The sequence below is a fragment of the Kitasatospora sp. NPDC058492 genome, assembly GCF_042720685.1.
Lineage (GTDB): Bacteria > Actinomycetota > Actinomycetes > Streptomycetales > Streptomycetaceae > Kitasatospora.
In genome coordinates, this window is the sequence record NZ_JBHXMU010000017.1 from 95,723 (window position 1) to 112,933 (window position 17,211).

Here is a 17,211-nt window from a genome sequence, read left to right on the forward strand (position 1 = left end):
CCTAGAGCTTGACGCCGATCATCACCGGCTCGTTCACCAGCTCGACCCCGAAGGCCTCGCGGACGCCGTCCCGGATCTCCCGGGCCAGCGCCAGCAGGTCCTCGGCGGTGGCCGCGCCGCGGTTGGTGAGCGCCAGGGTGTGCTTGGTGGAGAGCGTCGCCGGGCCGCTGCCGTAGCCCTTGCCGAAGCCGGCCCGGTCGATCAGCCAGGCGGCCGAGGTCTTGGTGCAGCCCTCCGGCGCCGGGTAGGCGGGGGCGTTCTCGGTGCCCGGGCGGGTCCGGAAGGACTCGTACTGGGCGGCGGTGAGCACCGGGTTGGTGAAGAAGGAGCCGGCCGACCAGGTGTCGTGGTCCGCCGGGTCCAGCACCATGCCCTTGCCGGAGCGCAGCCCCAGCACCGCGTCGTGCGCCCGCTCCAACGGCACCCGCTCGCCCTGCTCGACGCCGAAGTGCCTGGCCACCTCGGCGTACTTGACCGGAGTGGAGAGCCCCTCGTGGTCTGCCAGGGCGAACCGCACCCGCAGCACCACGTAGCGGTCCGGCTCGGCCTTGAAGCGGCTGTGCCGGTAGGAGAACGCGCACTCGGCGTTGGGGAGCGTGACCACCTCGCCGGCCGTGCGGTCGTAGGCGACCACCTCGGTGATCGACTGGGCGACCTCCTGGCCGTACGCGCCGACGTTCTGCACCGGGGTCGCACCGGCCGAGCCGGGGATGCCGGCCAGGAACTCGACGCCCGCCAGGCCGTGCTCGCGCACCGCGCGGGTGACCGCCTCCGACCAGACCTCGCCGGCCGCCAGCTCCAGCACGGTGCCGTCCAGGGCGAAGCCGGTGGTCGCGATCCGCAGCACGGTGCCGGGGAAGCCGGCGTCGCCGATCACCAGGTTGGAACCGCCGCCGAGGACCAGCAGCGGCTCGCCGGCCTCGTCGGCCGCGCGGACGGCGGCGATCACCTCGTCGTCGGTGTGGGCGGTCACCAGGCGGCGGGCCGGGCCGCCGAGCCGGAGCGTGGTCAGCGGGGCGAGGGGGGCATCGTTTTCTACCAGCACGCCCACCAGCGTACGGGTGCGGGGGCGGCCGCCCGGCCGCACCCGCACCCGCACCCGCACCCGCACCCGCACCCGCACCCGGATCGGCCGGTCAGGCCTTCGAGGCCTCGGCGTGGACGGGCGCCGCGTCCTCGGCCCGCTCGGCACCGGTCTGCTCGGCACCGGCCTGCTCCGGCTCCACGGCCGCCGGCTCGTCGGCGACGGCCGCGGGCTTCACCCGGCGCGGGAGGAAGAACGCGCAGACCGCCGCGACCGCCACCACCCCGGCGCCGACGTACAGCGCGGGCACCAGCCCGTCGATGAAGGACTGCTCCGACGTGTACCCGCCCTGCGCCGAGAACACCGCCGAGAGGACGGCCACGCCGAGCGCGCCGCCGACCTCGCGCAGCGCGTTGTTGGCGCCGGAGGCGATGCCCTGCTCCTCCGGCCGGACGCTGTCCATCACCAGGGCGGCGGTCGGGGCGAAGTACAGCGACATGCCGATGCCGCAGATCACCACGGCGGGGATCTCGGCGGCGTAGTCGTAGCCGGTGCTGCCGCTGGTGATCGCCGCGTACATCGCCAGGCCGGCGCCCTGCAGCAGCAGCCCGGTGACCACGATCGGGCGGCCGCCGAAGCGGTCGGCCAGGATGCCCGCGATCGGGGCGACGATCAGCGGCATGCCGGTCCACGGGAGCATCCGGATGCCGGCCTCCTGCGGGCTGTAGCCGCCCACGCTCTGCAGGTGCTGGCTGATCAGGAAGATCGAGCCGAACATGCCGAGGAACATCAGCAGGCCGGAGGCGTTGACGGCGGAGAAGGCCCGGCTGCGGAACAGCCGCATCGGGAGCATCGGGTGCCGGGCCCAGCGCTGCTCGTAGAGCACGAAGGCGGTGAGCAGCGCGACGCCGCCGATCAGGGAGCCGAGCACCAGCGGGCTGGTCCAGCCGTTCGGGTTGCCGCGGATCAGGCCGAGGACGACGCCGAACAGGCCCAGGCTGACCAGGATCGTGCCGACCACGTCCAGCGCCGGGTTGGCGCCCCGGCTCTCGCGGAGCTTGAGGGCGGCGAGCGGGATCAGGACGAGGCCGACCGGGACGTTCACCCAGAAGATCCACTGCCAGGAGAAGTGCTCGGTGAGCGTCCCGCCGACCAGCGGTCCGGTGGCGACGGCCAGGCCGTTGACGCCCGCCCAGATGCCGAAGGCCAGACCCCGCCTGGCCGCCGGCACCGCGGCGGTGAGCAGGGTGAGGGTGAGCGGCATGGAGACCGCGGCGCCGGCGCCCTGGACGGCGCGGGCGGCGATCAGCGCGCCGATGCCCGGCGAGAGGGCGGCCGCGGCGGAGCCGACGGTGAAGAGCGTGAGCCCGACCAGGAAGATCCGGCGGCGGCCGAACCGGTCGCCGAGCGCGGCGCCGAACATCAGCAGGACGGCGAAGGACAGGGTGTAGGCGCTGACCGTCCACTCCAGGTCGGACAGCCCGCCGCCGAGGTCCTCGCGGATGGACGGCAGCGCGGTGGTGACGACCAGGTTGTCCAGGCTGGCCATGAAGCCCGCGACGCTGGTGATCACCAGCGTCCAGACACCGAGCCGTCCCAGGCCCTGTTCTTCCGTTCTCTCCGTCATGGTTTCCCCCCAGGGGTCTTAGATAGTTATTGATCACTAACTTTCGAGGCCCGAAAAAAGGCCGCACGGACTCCACCGTGCGGCCCGCTACTCCCCGCCCTCGCCGCGCTCTCCGCGCTCTCCGCGCTCGCCGTGCTCTTCGTGCTCTCCGAAGCCCAGGCCGCTCCAGATCCGGTGGTCCCGGGGGTACCCCAGCGCCACCAGCGTGTTGATCAGCATCCCGTACGCGAAGAACTCCGCGGTGCCCTGCACGTCACCGCCGATCCGGCCCCTGACCCGCTCGAACAGCTCCTCCCAGAGCCTCCGGGCGGTCTCCCCGATCTCGTCCTCGCCGGTCGTCCGGGCCGCGAACACCGAGACGTAGAGCTGCATCTGCATCATGAGCTGCTCGCCGTCCGCGACCAGGCCCAGGTACGCCTCGGACATCGCCTGGGCGGCCGCCGGCCCGGTCAGCCCGACCGAGGCCTCGTCGAAGACCTTCCAGGTCTCCTCGATGCAGCGCTCGGCGGCGGCCGTGAAGATCGCCTGCTTGCCGGGGAACAACCGGAACAGGTACGGCTGCGAGACGCCCACCCGGCGGGCGATCGCCTCGGTGGACGTCCCCCGGTAGCCGCTCCTGGCGAATTCGATCACTGCGGCGCGAACGACGCTCTCGCGCCGCTCCTCCGCACTCATCCGCATGCTCGCCCTCGCCATGCGGACAAAGTTAGTGGCCAATCACTATCTTCGCAAGGCCGACGGGCGCGGCGGGAATCCCGTCGGACGGGCCCCGCCGCGGCCGAAAGAGGGGCCTAGGCGAGCCGGACGACCGCCCTGGACATCCCGAGCACCTTCTGCCCGCCGGTGGTGGCCAGCAGGTCGACCTGCACCTTGCGGTCGTCCAGCAGCTTGGCGACCTTCGCCGACACCTCGACCACCGCGCCGACGCCGTCGTTCGGCACCGGGACGGGGCGGGTGAAGCGGACGCCGTACTCGACCACCGCGGCCGGGTCGCCGACCCAGTCGGTGACCACCCGAATGGCCGCGGCCATGGTGAACATTCCGTGCGCGATGACGTCCGGCAGGCCGACCTCCACGGCGAACTTCTCGTTCCAGTGGATCGGGTTGAAGTCGCCGGAGGCGCCCGCGTACCGCACCAGGGTGTCGCGGGTCACCGGGAAGGACTGCGCCGGCAGCTGGGTGCCGACCTCGACCTCGTCGTAGCTGATCGCCATCGTGTTCACTTCCCCGTCTCGTCGGCGGCCCGGGCCACCAGCGTCATGACCGACGTCACCACGTGCTCGCCGATCGCGTCCGACACCTCGCCACGCACGGTGAGCACGTCGTTGCCCGCCAGCGACTTGATGTTGTCGATGGTGACCGCGACCGTCAGCCGGTCGCCGGCCAGCACCGGGCGGGAGTAGGAGAACTTCTGGTCCCCGTGCACCACTCGGCTGTAGTCCAGGCCCAGCTCCGGGTCCTCGACCACCTGGGAGGCCGCCTGGTAGGTGATCACGAACGGGAAGGTCGTCGGGGCGATCACGTCGGGGTGGCCCAGCGCCTTCGCCACCGCCGGATCGGTGAACGCCGGATTGGTGTCCCCGATCGCGATCGCGAACTCGCGGATCTTCTCCCGGCCGACCTCGTACGGCTCGGTGGGCGGGTAGGTCCGCCCGATGAAGGAGGGGTCGAGTGCCATGGGGCAACTCCTCGGAAGCACGGTGGATCCGGCGGCCGTTGCCGCCGGCGGGGCGCGCATGGGTGCATACGCGAAAAACTCCGGGCCGCACCCCCTGAGGGATGCGGCCCGGAGCTCAAGACCTGTCACACAGGCCCGATGCCCTGCGAGAGGGTCAGCGGGTCTCGCGGTGCGCGGTGTGCGAGTTGCAGCGGGGGCAGTGCTTCTTCATCTCAAGACGGTCCGGGTCGTTACGCCGGTTCTTCTTGGTGATGTAGTTCCGCTCCTTGCACTCCACGCAGGCCAGCGTGATCTTCGGGCGGACGTCGGTGGCAGCCACGGGAGTGCCTTCCTGGGACAACGAATAAGAACACAACAAGAGTAGCCGACCGGGAGTGCGATCTCCCGACCGACTACGCGGGGTAGCGGTGACCGGACTTGAACCGGTGACACAGCGATTATGAGCCGCTTGCTCTACCAACTGAGCTACACCGCCACAGTGATCCGCAGCACAACCGAAGCCGACTGCTTTTCACCAGAGCCCCCATGCGGAATCGAACCGCAGACCTTCTCCTTACCATGGAGACGCTCTACCGACTGAGCTATAGGGGCGAACGAGGAAGAGATTACACGTTCCGCGCCCAGAGGTGAAATCCGTATCCCGACGCGAAGACCGCAGGTCGGCGAGGTGAACGGACGGACGATCCAAGGCCCCGCGTTCGATCGGCCCACCAGCCGCACGGCCCGACCCGATACGACTATTGCCCGCCTCCGAGCGCCCCGCCCCCACGCGCCATAGGCTCGACCCTCATTGAGGGGGACGGCCCGGGGCGTCAGGACGACCCGGGATCAGGACGGTCCGGCCGACCGGACGGGCCAGCGCGGGAAGGAGCCTGCGATGGACAGCGCAGCCGCCGACGGACCGCACTCCGGCTCCGGCCCGACAGCCAACCCGCTCGGGCACGGACCGGTCCTCCTGCTCACCGGCGCCCGACTGGCCGACGGGCGGGTGGTGGACGTCCGGATCAGCGGGGACCGGATCCAGGCCGTCGGCACCGTCGGCAGCCTCGGCCCGCTGCCCGCCCTGCCCGGCGCACCCATCGTCACCACCGGCGCCCGGATCGACCTCAAGGGCTACCTGCTGCTGCCGGCCCCCGCCGAGGCGCACGCCCACTACGACACCGCCTTCTCCGCCGCCCTGTCCGCCCCACCACCGGAGAGCCCCGGCGACCTCACCCGGCGGGTCACCGAGGCCGCGCTCGCCTCGCTCGGCTACGGCGCCACCGCCCAGCGCACCCACGTCCGGATCGGCGACGTGCACGGGCTGCGCCGGCTGGAGGCGGTGCTCACCGCCCGGCAGGCGCTGCGCGGCCTGGCCGAACTCCAGGCGGTGGCGATGCCCCGGCTGCTCACCGGCCTGGCCGGCGCCGACGGCCGGGCGCAACTGCGCGACGCACTCAAGCTGGGCGCCACCGCGGCCGGCGGCTGCCCGGAACTGGACCCGGATCCGGCCGGGTACGTCCAGGTGCTGCTGGAGGCCGCCCGGGAGGCGGACTGCCCGGTGGACCTGCACACCACGGCCGGCGATCCGGCCCAACTCGCGCGGCTGGTCAGCGCGTTGGCCCCGCTGCGGCCGCGGGTGACACTCGGGCCGTGCGGGGCGCTGACCCGGGGTGCGTCCACGGTGCTGGCGGCCGGCGGGGTGCGGGTGGTCTGCCTGCCGCAGAACGGCGGCTGCACCGGGCTGGAGGGCCGGGTGCCAGGGCTGCGGCCGGGCCTGCTGCGGGAGTTGACGGAGGCCCGGGTGCCGCTGGCGGCCGGCAGCGGCGCGCTGCGGGACCAGTCCAACCCGGTCGGCCGGGCGGATCCGCTGGAGTCGGCGTACCTGCTGGCGGCGGGCGGGGAGCTGGACCTGGAGGCGGCGTACGACGCGGTGGCGAACCAGGCCCGGGCGGCGCTCGGGCTGCCGCCGGTCCGGGTGGACGCCGGGTTCCCGGCGGAGCTGCTGGCGGTGCGCGGGGACAGCCTGGCCGGGGCGCTCGCGGGCGGCCACAGCCGACTGGTGGTGCACAGCGGCCGGGTGGTCAGCCGGACGAGCGCGGTGCGGGAGTTCGCGGACACCGTGGCGCTGGCGCTGCCCCGGCAGTCCGGGAGCACCGGCGGAGGCTGAACAGTCCCCGAGAAAATTCAAGGGGCGCGCGACGGATGTCGCGCGCCCCTCCCCCACCTGCTGGCCGCCGTTCAACGGCGGCTGGAGCGGTCCCGGGCCTCCCCCACATTGGAGCCGGGCCCGCTCGGTCAGCACTGACGCTACGCCCACGGAACACCGCTCCGGGCCTGCCTTGACGCTCCCCTGTCGGTCTCCGGCCCGCTCTTGACGGGTCGTTGACGCGGCGGCGGCCGGGGGGGCGCTCAGGGCTCGTACCGGTACCCGATCCCCGGTTCGGTGATCAGGTGCCGCGGGCGGCCCGGGTCACGCTCCAACTTGCGGCGCAGCCCGGCCAGGTAGACCCGCAGGTAGTTGCCGCGCGCCTCCTGGGCCGGCCCCCACACCTCCCGCAGGATCTGCCGCCCGGGCACCAGCCGGCCCGGGTTGGCCACCAGCAGGGCGAGGATCCGCCACTCGGTCGGGGTGAGCCGCACCGGGCCCCGCGGGCCGGTCACCGTGGTGGCCGTCAGGTCGACGGTGTGGTCGCCTATCACCGGCCGCCCCAGCGGGGCGCCGCCCAGCGGCCGGCGCAGCACGGCGCGCAGCCGGGCCAGCAGTTCCTCCATCAGGAACGGCTTGGTGAGGTAGTCGTCGGCGCCCGCGTCGAGGGCGCCCACCTTGTCGGCGGCACCGGACCGGCCGGAGAGCACGATGATCGGCATCGCGCTGCGGGTGCGCAGGCCGCGCAGCACGTCCATGCCGTCCAGGTCCGGCAGGCCGAGGTCGAGCAGCACGGCGTCCGGGGCGGAGTGCGCGGCGCGGTCCAGCGCCTCGCCGCCGCTGGCGGCCGTCCGCACGGCGTACTGCCGGGCGCTGAGGTTGATCCGCAGCGTGCGCAGCAGGGCCGGTTCGTCGTCGACGATCAGGATCTCGCTCATGCGGCCACCTCGCTCCGCTCGGCGGTCGCTTCGCGGGACACGCAGCTTTCGGCGGTTCGTTCAGTTCGTCCACTCATGTACGGGCTCCTCCCGAGTGGCGGCGGGCAGGGTGAGCAGCATGGTGGTGCCGCCCCCGGGGGTGTCCTCGACCTCCAGGCTGCCGCCCATGGCCTCGGCCAGGCCGCGGGAGAGCGCGAGGCCGAGACCGACACCGGTGGTGTTGTCGGTGTCGCCGAGGCGCTGGAAGGGCAGGAAGACCCGGTCCCGCTCCTCGGGGGCGATGCCGGGGCCGCGGTCGATCACCCGGATCTCGACCTGGTCGGCGTGGTGGCTGGCGGTGACCAGGACGGGCGCGCCGGGCGCGTTGTAGCGCAGCGCGTTGGTGATCACGTTGGCGAGCACCCGCTCCAGCAGCGGCGGGTCGGCGAGCACCGGCGGCGCGGTGTCCAGGTCGAGCGGCTGGATCGGGGCGTACGGGTCGGGGAGGCTGTCGAGCGCCCGGGGCAGGATCTCGTCGAGGTGGGTCTCGGCGAGGTGCAGGGTGAGCGCGCCGGCCTGGAGGCGGCTCATGTCGAGCAGGTTGTCGACCAGGCGGGTGAGCTTGACCAGCGACTCGTCGGCGGTGGCGAGCAGTTCGGCCTGGTCCTCGGGCGAGAACTCGACGTCGGGGCTGCGCAGCGAGCCGACCGAGGCGAGCGCGGCGGCGAGCGGGGTGCGCAGGTCGTGGCTGACGGCGGCGAGCAGGGCGGTGCGCATCCGGTCGGCGGCCTTGATCGGCTCGACCTCTGCGGCGACCACGGCGAGCCGGTCGCGTTCCAGCGCGACGGCGACGTGCGCGGCGAAGGCGGTGAGGACGCGCTGGTCGGCGGCCGGCAGTCGGCGGCCGGTGAGGACCAGGACGGCGTCCGCGCCGACCGGCACCTCGGTGGTCTCGCTCTGCCCGTCGGCGTCGTCCTGGTGCTCGGCCTCGGAGTGGGCGAGCACCTCGTCGTCGACCCGGGAGAGCAGGGCGACGGCCTGCATGCCGAAGGCCGTCCGGGACTTCTCCATCAGGGCGGACAGGGCGTCGGCGCCGCGCAGCACACTGCCGGCCAGGGTGGAGAGCGTCTCCGCCTCGGCGGTGGCACGGGCGGCGCGACTGGTGAGCCGGCTGGCGTGGTCGACGATGGTGGCGACGGCGAGCGCGACGGAGGCGAAGACGACCAGGGCGACGATGTTGTTGGTCTCGCCGATGGTCAGTGCGTGTATCGGCGGGATGAAGTAGTAGTTGAGCAGCAGCGAGGCACTGACCGAGGCCAGCAGGGCGGAGGTGGCGCCGCCGAGCAGGGCGACGATGACCACGCCGAGCTGGAAGATCAGCGCGTCGGTGGTGAGGTTGATGCTCTCGTGCGCCTGGGACAGGAGCGCGGTCAGCAGCCAGGGCACCACGAGGCCGGCGGCGTAGCCGGCGATGGTGCGGCGCTTGGAGTGGCGGCGGCCGAGCGAGGGCAGCCGGCCGCGGCCGGTGAACTCGTGGGTGACCATGTGGACGTCGATGTCCTCGGAGTCGTCCACGGTGGTCTCGCCGATGCCGGGGCCGGTGAGGAAGCGGTTGATCCGGCCGCGGCGGCTGGTGCCGAGCACCAGCTGGGTGGCGTCGTGGGCGCGGGCGAAGGTGAGCAGCGCGGTGGGGATGTCGTCGCCGACCACCACGTGGTAGCTGCCGCCGAGGGTCTCGACCAGCTGGCGCTGCTGGGCGAGCGCACCGGAGGAGGCGCCGGCCAGGCCGTCGCTGCGGGTGACGTGGACGGCCAGCAGGTCGCCGCCGGCGGTGCGGTCGGCGATCCGGGCGGCGCGGCGGATCAGGGTCTCGCCCTCGGGGCCGCCGGTGAGGGCGACCACGACGCGTTCGCGGGTCTCCCAGACGCGGTCGATGTTGTGGCTGGCCCGGTAGTCGCGCAGGCCCTCGTCGACCCGCCCGGCCACCCAGAGCAGGGCGAGTTCGCGCAGGGCGGTGAGGTTGCCGACCCGGAAGTAGTTGGAGAGCGCGGCGTCCACCTTCTCCGCCCTGTAGACGTTGCCGTGGGCCATCCGCCGGCGCAGCGCCTGCGGGGCCATGTCGACGAGTTCGATCTGGTCGGCCCGGCGGACCACCTCGTCCGGGACGGTCTCGCGCTGCGGGATGCCGGTGATCTTCTGGACGACGTCGTTCAGCGATTCCAGGTGCTGGATGTTGACGGTGGTGATGACGTCGATCCCGGCGGCCAGCAGTTCCTCGACGTCCTGCCAGCGCTTGGCGTGGCGGCCGCCGGGGATGTTGGTGTGCGCCAGTTCGTCGACCAGCACGACGGACGGGCGGCGGGTGAGCACCGCGTCGAGGTCCATCTCGTCGAACTCGGCGTCGCGGTAGAAGCGTTGGACACGCGGCAGGACCTCCAGGCCGTCCAGCATGCCCTCGGTGTGGCGGCGGCCGTGGCACTCGATGTACCCGACCGCGACGTCGGCCCCGCGCTCCTGTCTGCGCCGGGCCTCGTCCAGCATCCGGTAGGTCTTGCCGACCCCCGGGGCGGAACCGAGGTACACCCTCAGCCGGCCCTTGCGGATGCCGGTGCCGGGGGTGAGGTCGCGGGCCATGGGCACTGCTCTTTCGTTCCTGCGAGGGCTGCCGCCAGGGCGTCCTCGGGCCGGGGTCGGGACGTACGGCGGCCGACCCGGGCGCGGGGTGGTGCCCCGGCCCGGGTCGGCCTGTTTCACGGATCCAGCCGTTGACCTGTCACTTCTGTTCCGCCGGCCATCTCTGTTCGGCCGGTCACTTCTGTTCCGCGAGGGCCCGGTTCAGCAGGAGGACGTTGACGCCCTCCTGTCCGAGGAAGCCGAGCGAGCGGCCTTCGGTGTACTTCTCGACCAGCTTGCGCACCGCCTCCACCGACAGGTTCCGGGTCTTGGCGACCCGGCTCACCTGCTCCTCGGCGTAGGCGACCGAGATGTACGGGTCGAGGCCGGAGCCGGAGGCGGTCAGCGCGTCGGCCGGGACGCTCTCCGGGGCGACGCCGTCGAACTCGGCGGCGGCGGCACGGCGGTCGTTGACGGCCTTCAGCAGGTCGTCACTGTTCGGGCCGAGGTTGGAGGCGCCGGACGAGGACGAGTCGTAGCCGGTCCCGGCCGCGGAGGGGCGGGGCTGGAACCACTTCGGGTCCGGCTGCGCCTCCTCCTTCGGGTCGTCGGGGTTCTTCTTCGGGAGGTTGAAGTTCTGGCCGATCAGGCTGGAACCGACCTCCTTGCCGTCGGACTTCACGAGCGAGCCGTTGGCCTTCTCGGTGAAGGCGACCTGGCTGATCCCGGTGACCAGCAGCGGGTAGGCGATCCCGAGGATCGCGGTGAGCACCAGCAGCGCCCGCAGTGCGGTGAAGTGGGTGCGGACGGTCGTCGGCAGGGGCTTGGACATCGGATTCTCCTCTCTCAGCTCAGGCCGGGGATGAACTGGACGATCAGGTCGATCAGCTTGATGCCGACGAACGGCACCACCAGACCGCCGAAGCCGTAGACCCCGATGTTGCGGCGCAGCAGGGAGCTGGCGTCGGACGGGCGGTAGCGCACGCCGCGCAGGGCGAGCGGGATCAGGCCGATGATGACCAGGGCGTTGAAGATGATCGCCGAGGTGATCGCGGACTGCGGGCTGTGCAGGCCCATGATGTTGAGGTGGCTCAGGCCCGGGTAGACCCCGGCGAACATCGCGGGGATGATCGCGAAGTACTTGGCCACGTCGTTGGCGATCGAGAAGGTGGTCAGCGCACCACGGGTGATCAGCAGCTGCTTGCCGATCTCGACGATCTCGATCAGCTTGGTCGGGTTGGAGTCCAGGTCGACCATGTTGCCGGCCTCCTTGGCCGCCATGGTCCCGGTGTTCATGGCCACGCCGACGTCGGCCTGGGCGAGCGCGGGGGCGTCGTTGGTGCCGTCGCCGGTCATCGCGACCAGCTTGCCGCCCTCCTGCTCCTTCTTGATCAGCGCCATCTTGTCCTCGGGGGTGGCCTCGGCGAGGAAGTCGTCCACGCCCGCCTCCTCCGCGATCGCCTTGGCGGTCAGCGGGTTGTCGCCCGTGATCATGATGGTCTTGATGCCCATCCGGCGGAGCTCGTCGAAGCGCTCCCGCATGCCCTCCTTGACCACGTCCTTGAGGTGGATGACCCCGAGGACGCGGGCCGGCTTGGCGCCGACCTTGGTCGCCACCACCAGCGGGGTGCCGCCGGCCGCGGAGATCCCGTCGACCAGGGCGGAGACCTCGTTGCCGACCGAACCGCCGTTCTCGGTCACCCAGTTGGTGACCGCGCCGGCCGCGCCCTTGCGGACCTGGTGGACCGCCTCGGCCTCGTCCAGGTCGACGCCGGACATCCGGGTCTGGGCGGTGAACGGGACCCAGGTGGCGTGCGTCAGCTCGCCCTGGGCGCGGGCCCGCAGGCCGTACTCGGTCTTGGCGAGGACCACGATCGAGCGGCCCTCCGGGGTCTCGTCCGCGAGGGAGGACAGCTGCGCGGCGCTGGCCAGTTCCTCGGTGGACACGCCCGGGGCGGGCAGGAACTCGGCGGCCTGGCGGTTGCCCAGGGTGATGGTGCCGGTCTTGTCCAGCAGCAGGGTGTTGACGTCGCCGGCCGCCTCGACGGCCCGGCCGGACATCGCCAGCACGTTGCGCTGCACCAGCCGGTCCATGCCGGCGATGCCGATCGCGGAGAGCAGCGCGCCGATGGTGGTCGGGATGAGCGCCACGATCAGGGCGACCAGGACGATCATCGACTGCGGGGCGCCCGCGTAGGTGGCCATCGGCTGCAGGGTCACCACGGCGACCAGGAAGACGATGGTCAGCGAGGCGAGCAGGATGTTCAGCGCGATCTCGTTCGGCGTCTTCTGCCGGGCGGCGCCCTCGACCAGGGCGATCATCCGGTCGATGAACGACTTGCCGGGCTCCGAGGCGATCTTCACCACGATCCGGTCGGACAGCACCTTGGTGCCGCCGGTCACCGCCGAGCGGTCACCACCGGACTCGCGGATGACCGGCGCGGACTCGCCGGTGATCGCCGACTCGTCGACGCTCGCGACGCCCTCGACGACGTCGCCGTCGCCGGGGATGATCTGCCCGGCCTCGACCACCACGTGGTCGCCGAGCCGCAGCGCGGTGCCCGGCACCTCCTCCTCGGCCTGCGTGGCGGGCCAGTCGGTGAGCCGGCGGGCGACGCTCTCGGTCTTGGTCTTGCGCAGGGTGTCGGCCTGGGCCTTGCCGCGGCCCTCGGCGACGGCCTCGGCCAGGTTGGCGAAGATCGTGGTGAGCCAGAGCCAGACGGTGATGGACCAGGCGAACACGGACGGACTGGCGATCGCGGAGACGGTGGTGACCACCGAGCCGACCTCGACCACGAACATGACCGGGTTCTTGACCATCACCCGGGGGTCGAGCTTCTTCACCGCGTCCGGCAGGGACGCGACGATCAGCTTCGGGTCGAGCAGGCCGCTGGCCACTCTGTGCTGCGCGGCGGGCTCGGCCTTGTCGGCCGGTGCGGGGTTGAGCGTAGGGGTGGACATCAGGAGAGACCTTCCGCGATCGGCCCGAGAGCCAGGGCCGGGAAGTAGGTGAGGCCGACGACGATCAGGATGACGCCCGACAGCAGGCCCACGAACAGCGGCTTGTGGGTGGGCAGGGTGCCCGGGGTGGCCGGGACCGGCTGCTGCTGGGCGAGCGAACCGGACAGCGCCAGGACGAAGACGATCGGCAGGAGGCGGCCGAAGATCATCGCCAGGCCGAGCGCCGTGTCGTACCAGTCGGTGTTGACGGTGATGCCGCCGAAGGCCGAGCCGTTGTTGTTGGCGGCCGAGGTGAAGGCGTACAGCACCTCGGAGAAGCCGTGGGCGCCCGAGTTGAGCATCCCGGCCCGCTCCCCCGGCAGGGCCATCGCCAGGCCCGTGCCGACCAGCACCAGGGTCGGCGTGGTGAGGATGTACAGCGAGGCGAACTTCATCTCCCGGCCGCCGAGCTTCTTGCCCAGGTACTCGGGGGTGCGGCCGACCATCAGACCGGCGACGAACACCGCGACGATCGCCAGCACGAGCATGCCGTACAGGCCGGATCCCACACCGCCGGGCGCGATCTCGCCCAGCATCATGTTGAAGACCGTCAGCCCGCCGCCGAACGGCGTGTACGAGTCGTGGAAGGAGTTCACCGCGCCGGTCGAGGTCAGCGTGGTCGAGGCGGCGAACAGGCCGGAGGCGGCGATGCCGAAGCGCTGCTCCTTGCCCTCCATCGCGGCGCCCGCGGCCTGCAGGGCGGTGCCCTGGTGCTGCGACTCGGCGAAGGTGAGCAGGGCGGTCGAGGCGACCCAGAACAGGCCCATCACGGCGAGGATCGCGTAGCCCTGGCGGTTGTCCCCCACCATCCGGCCGAAGGCCCGCGGCAGCGCGAACGGGATCAGCAGGATCAGGAAGATCTCGACCAGGTTGGAGAAGCCGGTCGGGTTCTCGAACGGGTGCGCGGAGTTGGCGTTGAAGAAGCCGCCGCCGTTGGTGCCGAGCAGCTTGATGACCTCCTGGGAGGCCACCGGGCCGCCCGGGATCTTCTGCACGTCGCCGCTGAGCGTGGCCACCTCGTGGAAGCCGTGGAAGTTCTGGATCACGCCGGAGGCGGCCAGGACCAGGGCGAAGACGATCGAGATCGGCAGCAGCAGGCGCAGGTTGATCCGGGTGAGGTCCACCCAGAAGTTGCCAACCCGGTCGGTCCGGTTGCGGGTGAAGCCCCGGATCAGCGCGCCGACGACGGCGATGCCGACGGCCGCGGAGACGAAGTTCTGCACCGCCAGGCCCGCCATCTGCGCCAGGTGGCCCATCGCGGACTCACCGGCGTAGGACTGCCAGTTGGTGTTGGCGACGAACGAGATCGCGGTGTTCCAGGCCTGGTGGCCCTCCATCTGCGGAACACCCAGGTTCAGCAGCAGGTAGCCCTGGAGGCGGATCAGGCCGTAGAGGAAGAGGACGGAGACGGCCGAGAAGGCCAGCACCGAGCGGAGGTACACCGGCCAGCGCTGATCGGCGTCGCCGTCGACGCCGATCACCTTGTAGATGCCGCGCTCGACTCTGAGGTGCTTGGTGGTGGTGAGGAGCTTGGCGATGTAGTCGCCAAGGGGGCGGTAGCACAGGGCCAGTGCCCCGACCAGGGCAAGGGCCTGCAGCCAGCCCGCGAGAGTGGATCCCATGTCAGAACTTCTCCGGGAAGATCAGCGCCACGACGAGATAGCCGACGAGCGCGACGGCCACGATCAGACCTGCGATGTTCTCCGCGCTCACAGCTTCTCCACCCCCCGCGCGATCAGGGCGATGACGGCGAACACGGCGACCGTGACACCGACGTAGATGAGATCGGACATGGGCTCCACCAGAGCGGTTCGGGAGACTGCCGCGGGCGGGCCGGGGGCTTCGCGCGGCGCCGGCGGACGACCGGCAGATGCAGCAAAGCAGCCGTCAGAGGCGCGTTATGGCTCCCTGACGCCCTCCATACGGGTGACTGCGGGACGTTGACGCGACCTTGACGCCCGCTTCACCGGGCCGTGACCGTCGTCATCAGGCCGTGATCGGCCCGGCGCCGGAACGCCGGAAGCCCCGGGATTCCGGGGCTTCCGTACGGGTGGGGGTGCGGGTGGGGGTGCGGGCTCGTGCGGACTCGTGCGGCCGGGGCCGAGGGGGGCCGGCTACTGCTCCGGTCAGACCTTCTCCGGCGCCGGGAGCCGCTCGTACCCGCTCCCCGGGGCAGGCTCGCCCCGGCGCACCGCGCCGGGCGCCCGGCGCGACGGGCCGCCCGCGCGCCCGGAGGAGGTCAGCTGCCACGGCACGCTGATCACCATCACGCCCGCCGTGAACAGCAGCCGGCTCTTCAACCACAGCGCCGACTGGTTGTGCAGCAGGTGCTCCCACCAGCGGCCGACCACGTACTCCGGGATGAACACGGCGACCGCCTCCCGGGGGCTGTCCCGGCGGTGCTCCCGCACGTACGCCAGCACCGGCTTGGTGATCTCCCGGTACGGCGAGTCCAGCACCTTCAGCGGCACCCGGACGCCGGCCTCCGTCCACTGCCGCTCCAACTCCCCGGTGGCCTCCGGCTCCACCGCCACCGTCAGCGCCTCCAGCGAGTCCGGCCGGAACGCCTCCGCGTAGCCGAGCGCCCGCAGCGTCGGCTTGTGCAGCTTGGACACCAGCACGATCCCGTGCACCCGGGCGGGCCGCGCCGACTCGGCCTCCGGGTCGTCCACCGCCAGCTCGGCGGCGACGCCGTCGTAGTGCCGGCGGATGCCGCGCATCATCAGCCACAGCACCAGCGCGGCGACCACGGCCAGCCAGGCGCCCTGGGTGAACTTGGTGAGCAGCACGATCACCAGCACCAGCGCGGTGACGACCGCGCCGAAGGCGTTGATCACCCGGGAGCGCAGCGCCGAGCGGCGCACCACCGGATCGGTCTCGGTGGCCAGCGCCCGGTTCCAGTGCCGGACCATGCCGATCTGGGACAGCGTGAAGGAGGTGAAGACGCCCAGGATGTACAGGTGGATCAGGCTGGTGACGTTCGCGTCGTACAGCCAGAGCAGCCCGCCGGCCACCACCGCGAGCGCGATGATGCCGTTGGAGAAGGCCAGCCGGTCCCCGCGGGTGTGCATCTGCCGGGGCAGGTAGCGGTGCTCGGCCAGGATCGACGCCAGCAGCGGGAAGCCGTTGAAGGCGGTGTTGGCGGCCAGGATCAGCACCAGCGCGGTGACCGCCTGGATCGCGTAGAACAGCACGCTGTGGTCGCCGCCGAAGATCGCCGCCGCGAGCTGGGCGATCACGGTCTGCTGGGGCGTGCTCGCACAGTCGCCGGGGAAGCCGGTCAGCCGACAGGCGCCGCCCTCGGTGATGTGCACCTTGGCGATCAGCGCGAGGGCGGTGATGCCGACGAACATCACCACGGCCGTGGTGCCCATCACGGCCATGGTGCGCGCGGCGTTCCTCGCCTTCGGCGCCCGGAACGCCGGGACGCCGTTGGAGATCGCCTCCACCCCGGTCAGCGCCGTACAGCCGGAGGCGAACGCCCGCAGGCCCAGCATCAGCAGGCCGAGGCCGGCCACCGTGTCCTTGCCCTCCTCCGGGAGGATCCCGTACGAGGCGCTGGACGCCACCGGCGCGTCGCCGAGCGCGACCCGGACCAGCCCGGTGACCACCATCAGCAGGATGCCGCCGATGAACAGGTACGTCGGCGCGGCGAAGGCCTTGCCGGACTCCCGGACGCCGCGCAGGTTCACCGCCATCAGCAGCAGCACGAAACCCAGCGCCAGCCAGACCCGGTGACCGGCCAGCGACGGCACCGCCGAGATGATGTTGTCCACCCCGGAGGCCACCGACACCGCGACCGTCATCACGTAGTCGACCAGCAGCGAGGCGGCCACCACCAGACCGGAGTTGGCGCCGAGGTTGCGGGACACCACCTCGTACGAGCCGCCGCCGCTCGGGTAGGCGTGCACCACCTGGCGGTAGGACATCACCACGACCGCCATCAGCGCGACCACACCGGCCGCGACCCACGGGGTCAGGTAGAGGAAGGCGGCGCCACCGACGGTGAGCACCAGCAGGATCTCCTGGGTCGCGTAGGCGACCGAGGAGAGCGGGTCGGAGGCGAAGATCGGCAGCGCCAGCCGCTTGGGCAGCAGCGTCTCGCCGAGCTCCTCGCTGCGCATGGCCCGGCCGATGACGAGGCGCTTGAGCGCCTGGGGCACGTTGAACACGTTGGCGAGCGTAAGTTCGGTCGGACACGACGGAATCCGTTGCGGCGCCGGC

At 71.9% G+C, this 17,211-nt stretch carries 14 protein-coding genes and 2 tRNA genes; 1 reads left to right on the forward strand and 15 read right to left on the reverse strand.

Annotated elements, in window-relative coordinates; translation table 11 throughout:
• Position 1: 1 nt before the first annotated feature.
• The 8 genes from ACFWPI_RS14085 to ACFWPI_RS14120 all read right to left on the reverse strand — a co-directional run bounded on the left by ACFWPI_RS14085 (position 2) and on the right by ACFWPI_RS14120 (position 4,920).
• Complete coding sequence (locus ACFWPI_RS14085; RefSeq protein WP_363369371.1) at positions 2–1,045, reverse strand: UDP-N-acetylmuramate dehydrogenase; 1,044 nt, start codon at positions 1,043–1,045, stop codon at positions 2–4.
• A gap of 91 nt (positions 1,046–1,136) precedes the next feature.
• On the reverse strand, positions 1,137–2,651 hold the full coding sequence (locus ACFWPI_RS14090; protein WP_380369619.1) for an MFS transporter: 1,515 nt from the start codon (positions 2,649–2,651) through the stop codon (positions 1,137–1,139).
• A gap of 87 nt (positions 2,652–2,738) precedes the next feature.
• Positions 2,739–3,347, reverse strand: a complete 609-nt coding sequence (locus tag ACFWPI_RS14095) for a TetR/AcrR family transcriptional regulator (protein ID WP_380369622.1) — start codon at positions 3,345–3,347, stop codon at positions 2,739–2,741.
• A 95-nt stretch (positions 3,348–3,442) separates the two neighbouring features.
• Positions 3,443–3,865: a MaoC family dehydratase gene (locus ACFWPI_RS14100; protein WP_063351327.1), complete on the reverse strand. Its 423-nt coding sequence runs from the start codon at positions 3,863–3,865 to the stop codon at positions 3,443–3,445.
• 5 nt (positions 3,866–3,870) lie between these two features.
• On the reverse strand, positions 3,871–4,329 hold the full coding sequence (locus tag ACFWPI_RS14105) for a MaoC family dehydratase N-terminal domain-containing protein (protein ID WP_363369376.1): 459 nt from the start codon (positions 4,327–4,329) through the stop codon (positions 3,871–3,873).
• A gap of 154 nt (positions 4,330–4,483) precedes the next feature.
• The gene (gene rpmG / locus ACFWPI_RS14110; protein ID WP_006604855.1) at positions 4,484–4,648 is read right to left on the reverse strand and encodes a 50S ribosomal protein L33; all 165 of its coding nucleotides are present in this window, start codon (positions 4,646–4,648) and stop codon (positions 4,484–4,486) included.
• Between the two features lie 83 nt (positions 4,649–4,731).
• Positions 4,732–4,804: transfer RNA gene (locus ACFWPI_RS14115), tRNA-Met, on the reverse strand.
• Between the two features lie 43 nt (positions 4,805–4,847).
• A tRNA-Thr gene (locus ACFWPI_RS14120) sits at positions 4,848–4,920 on the reverse strand.
• A gap of 286 nt (positions 4,921–5,206) precedes the next feature.
• Here ACFWPI_RS14120 and ACFWPI_RS14125 point away from each other — a divergent pair.
• Positions 5,207–6,478 (forward strand): hydrolase, encoded by a 1,272-nt coding sequence (locus ACFWPI_RS14125; protein WP_380369627.1) that lies wholly within the window; start codon positions 5,207–5,209, stop codon positions 6,476–6,478.
• 242 nt (positions 6,479–6,720) lie between these two features.
• Here the strand turns inward: ACFWPI_RS14125 and ACFWPI_RS14130 are convergent, their stop codons facing one another.
• The 7 genes from ACFWPI_RS14130 to ACFWPI_RS14160 form a co-directional block, all read right to left on the reverse strand.
• A complete protein-coding gene (locus ACFWPI_RS14130; RefSeq protein WP_363580044.1) occupies positions 6,721–7,395 on the reverse strand; it encodes a response regulator in 675 nt (224 codons plus the stop codon).
• A gap of 60 nt (positions 7,396–7,455) precedes the next feature.
• Complete coding sequence (locus ACFWPI_RS14135) at positions 7,456–10,008, reverse strand: ATP-binding protein (RefSeq protein WP_380369631.1); 2,553 nt, start codon at positions 10,006–10,008, stop codon at positions 7,456–7,458.
• 175 nt (positions 10,009–10,183) lie between these two features.
• Entirely contained in the window at positions 10,184–10,819 is a 636-nt protein-coding gene (gene kdpC / locus ACFWPI_RS14140) for a potassium-transporting ATPase subunit KdpC (RefSeq protein ID WP_380369634.1), read from the reverse strand.
• Positions 10,820–10,833: 14 nt separating this feature from the next.
• A complete protein-coding gene (gene kdpB, locus ACFWPI_RS14145) occupies positions 10,834–12,948 on the reverse strand; it encodes a potassium-transporting ATPase subunit KdpB (protein ID WP_063348922.1) in 2,115 nt (704 codons plus the stop codon).
• Positions 12,948–14,609 carry a potassium-transporting ATPase subunit KdpA gene (gene kdpA / locus ACFWPI_RS14150; RefSeq protein WP_380369638.1) on the reverse strand — a complete coding sequence of 554 codons (1,662 nt, stop codon included), beginning with the start codon at positions 14,607–14,609 and terminating at the stop codon, positions 12,948–12,950. Before kdpA ends, kdpB begins: the two co-directional genes overlap by 1 nt.
• A gap of 1 nt (position 14,610) precedes the next feature.
• Positions 14,611–14,700, reverse strand: coding sequence for a K(+)-transporting ATPase subunit F (kdpF, locus tag ACFWPI_RS14155; protein WP_037971201.1), 90 nt, complete (start codon positions 14,698–14,700; stop codon positions 14,611–14,613).
• A 413-nt stretch (positions 14,701–15,113) separates the two neighbouring features.
• Positions 15,114–17,111 (reverse strand): APC family permease, encoded by a 1,998-nt coding sequence (locus ACFWPI_RS14160; protein ID WP_380369714.1) that lies wholly within the window; start codon positions 17,109–17,111, stop codon positions 15,114–15,116.
• Between the last annotated feature and the right edge of the window lie 100 nt (positions 17,112–17,211).

Excerpts from the sequence above, each read along its gene's own strand:
- kdpC (WP_380369634.1), bottom strand. The coding sequence starts at position 10,819 with ATGTCCAAGCCCCTGCCGACGACCGTCCGCACCCACTTCACCGCACTG.
- kdpA (WP_380369638.1), bottom strand. The coding sequence starts at position 14,609 with ATGGGATCCACTCTCGCGGGCTGGCTGCAGGCCCTTGCCCTGGTCGGG.
- ACFWPI_RS14105 (WP_363369376.1), bottom strand. The coding sequence starts at position 4,329 with ATGGCACTCGACCCCTCCTTCATCGGGCGGACCTACCCGCCCACCGAG.
- ACFWPI_RS14135 (WP_380369631.1), bottom strand. The coding sequence starts at position 10,008 with ATGGCCCGCGACCTCACCCCCGGCACCGGCATCCGCAAGGGCCGGCTG.
- ACFWPI_RS14130 (WP_363580044.1), bottom strand. The coding sequence starts at position 7,395 with ATGAGCGAGATCCTGATCGTCGACGACGAACCGGCCCTGCTGCGCACG.
- ACFWPI_RS14160 (WP_380369714.1), bottom strand. The coding sequence starts at position 17,111 with ATGCGCAGCGAGGAGCTCGGCGAGACGCTGCTGCCCAAGCGGCTGGCG.
- kdpB (WP_063348922.1), bottom strand. The coding sequence starts at position 12,948 with ATGTCCACCCCTACGCTCAACCCCGCACCGGCCGACAAGGCCGAGCCC.
- ACFWPI_RS14100 (WP_063351327.1), bottom strand. The coding sequence starts at position 3,865 with ATGGCGATCAGCTACGACGAGGTCGAGGTCGGCACCCAGCTGCCGGCG.
- ACFWPI_RS14090 (WP_380369619.1), bottom strand. The coding sequence starts at position 2,651 with ATGACGGAGAGAACGGAAGAACAGGGCCTGGGACGGCTCGGTGTCTGG.
- ACFWPI_RS14095 (WP_380369622.1), bottom strand. The coding sequence starts at position 3,347 with ATGGCGAGGGCGAGCATGCGGATGAGTGCGGAGGAGCGGCGCGAGAGC.
- ACFWPI_RS14125 (WP_380369627.1), top strand. The coding sequence starts at position 5,207 with ATGGACAGCGCAGCCGCCGACGGACCGCACTCCGGCTCCGGCCCGACA.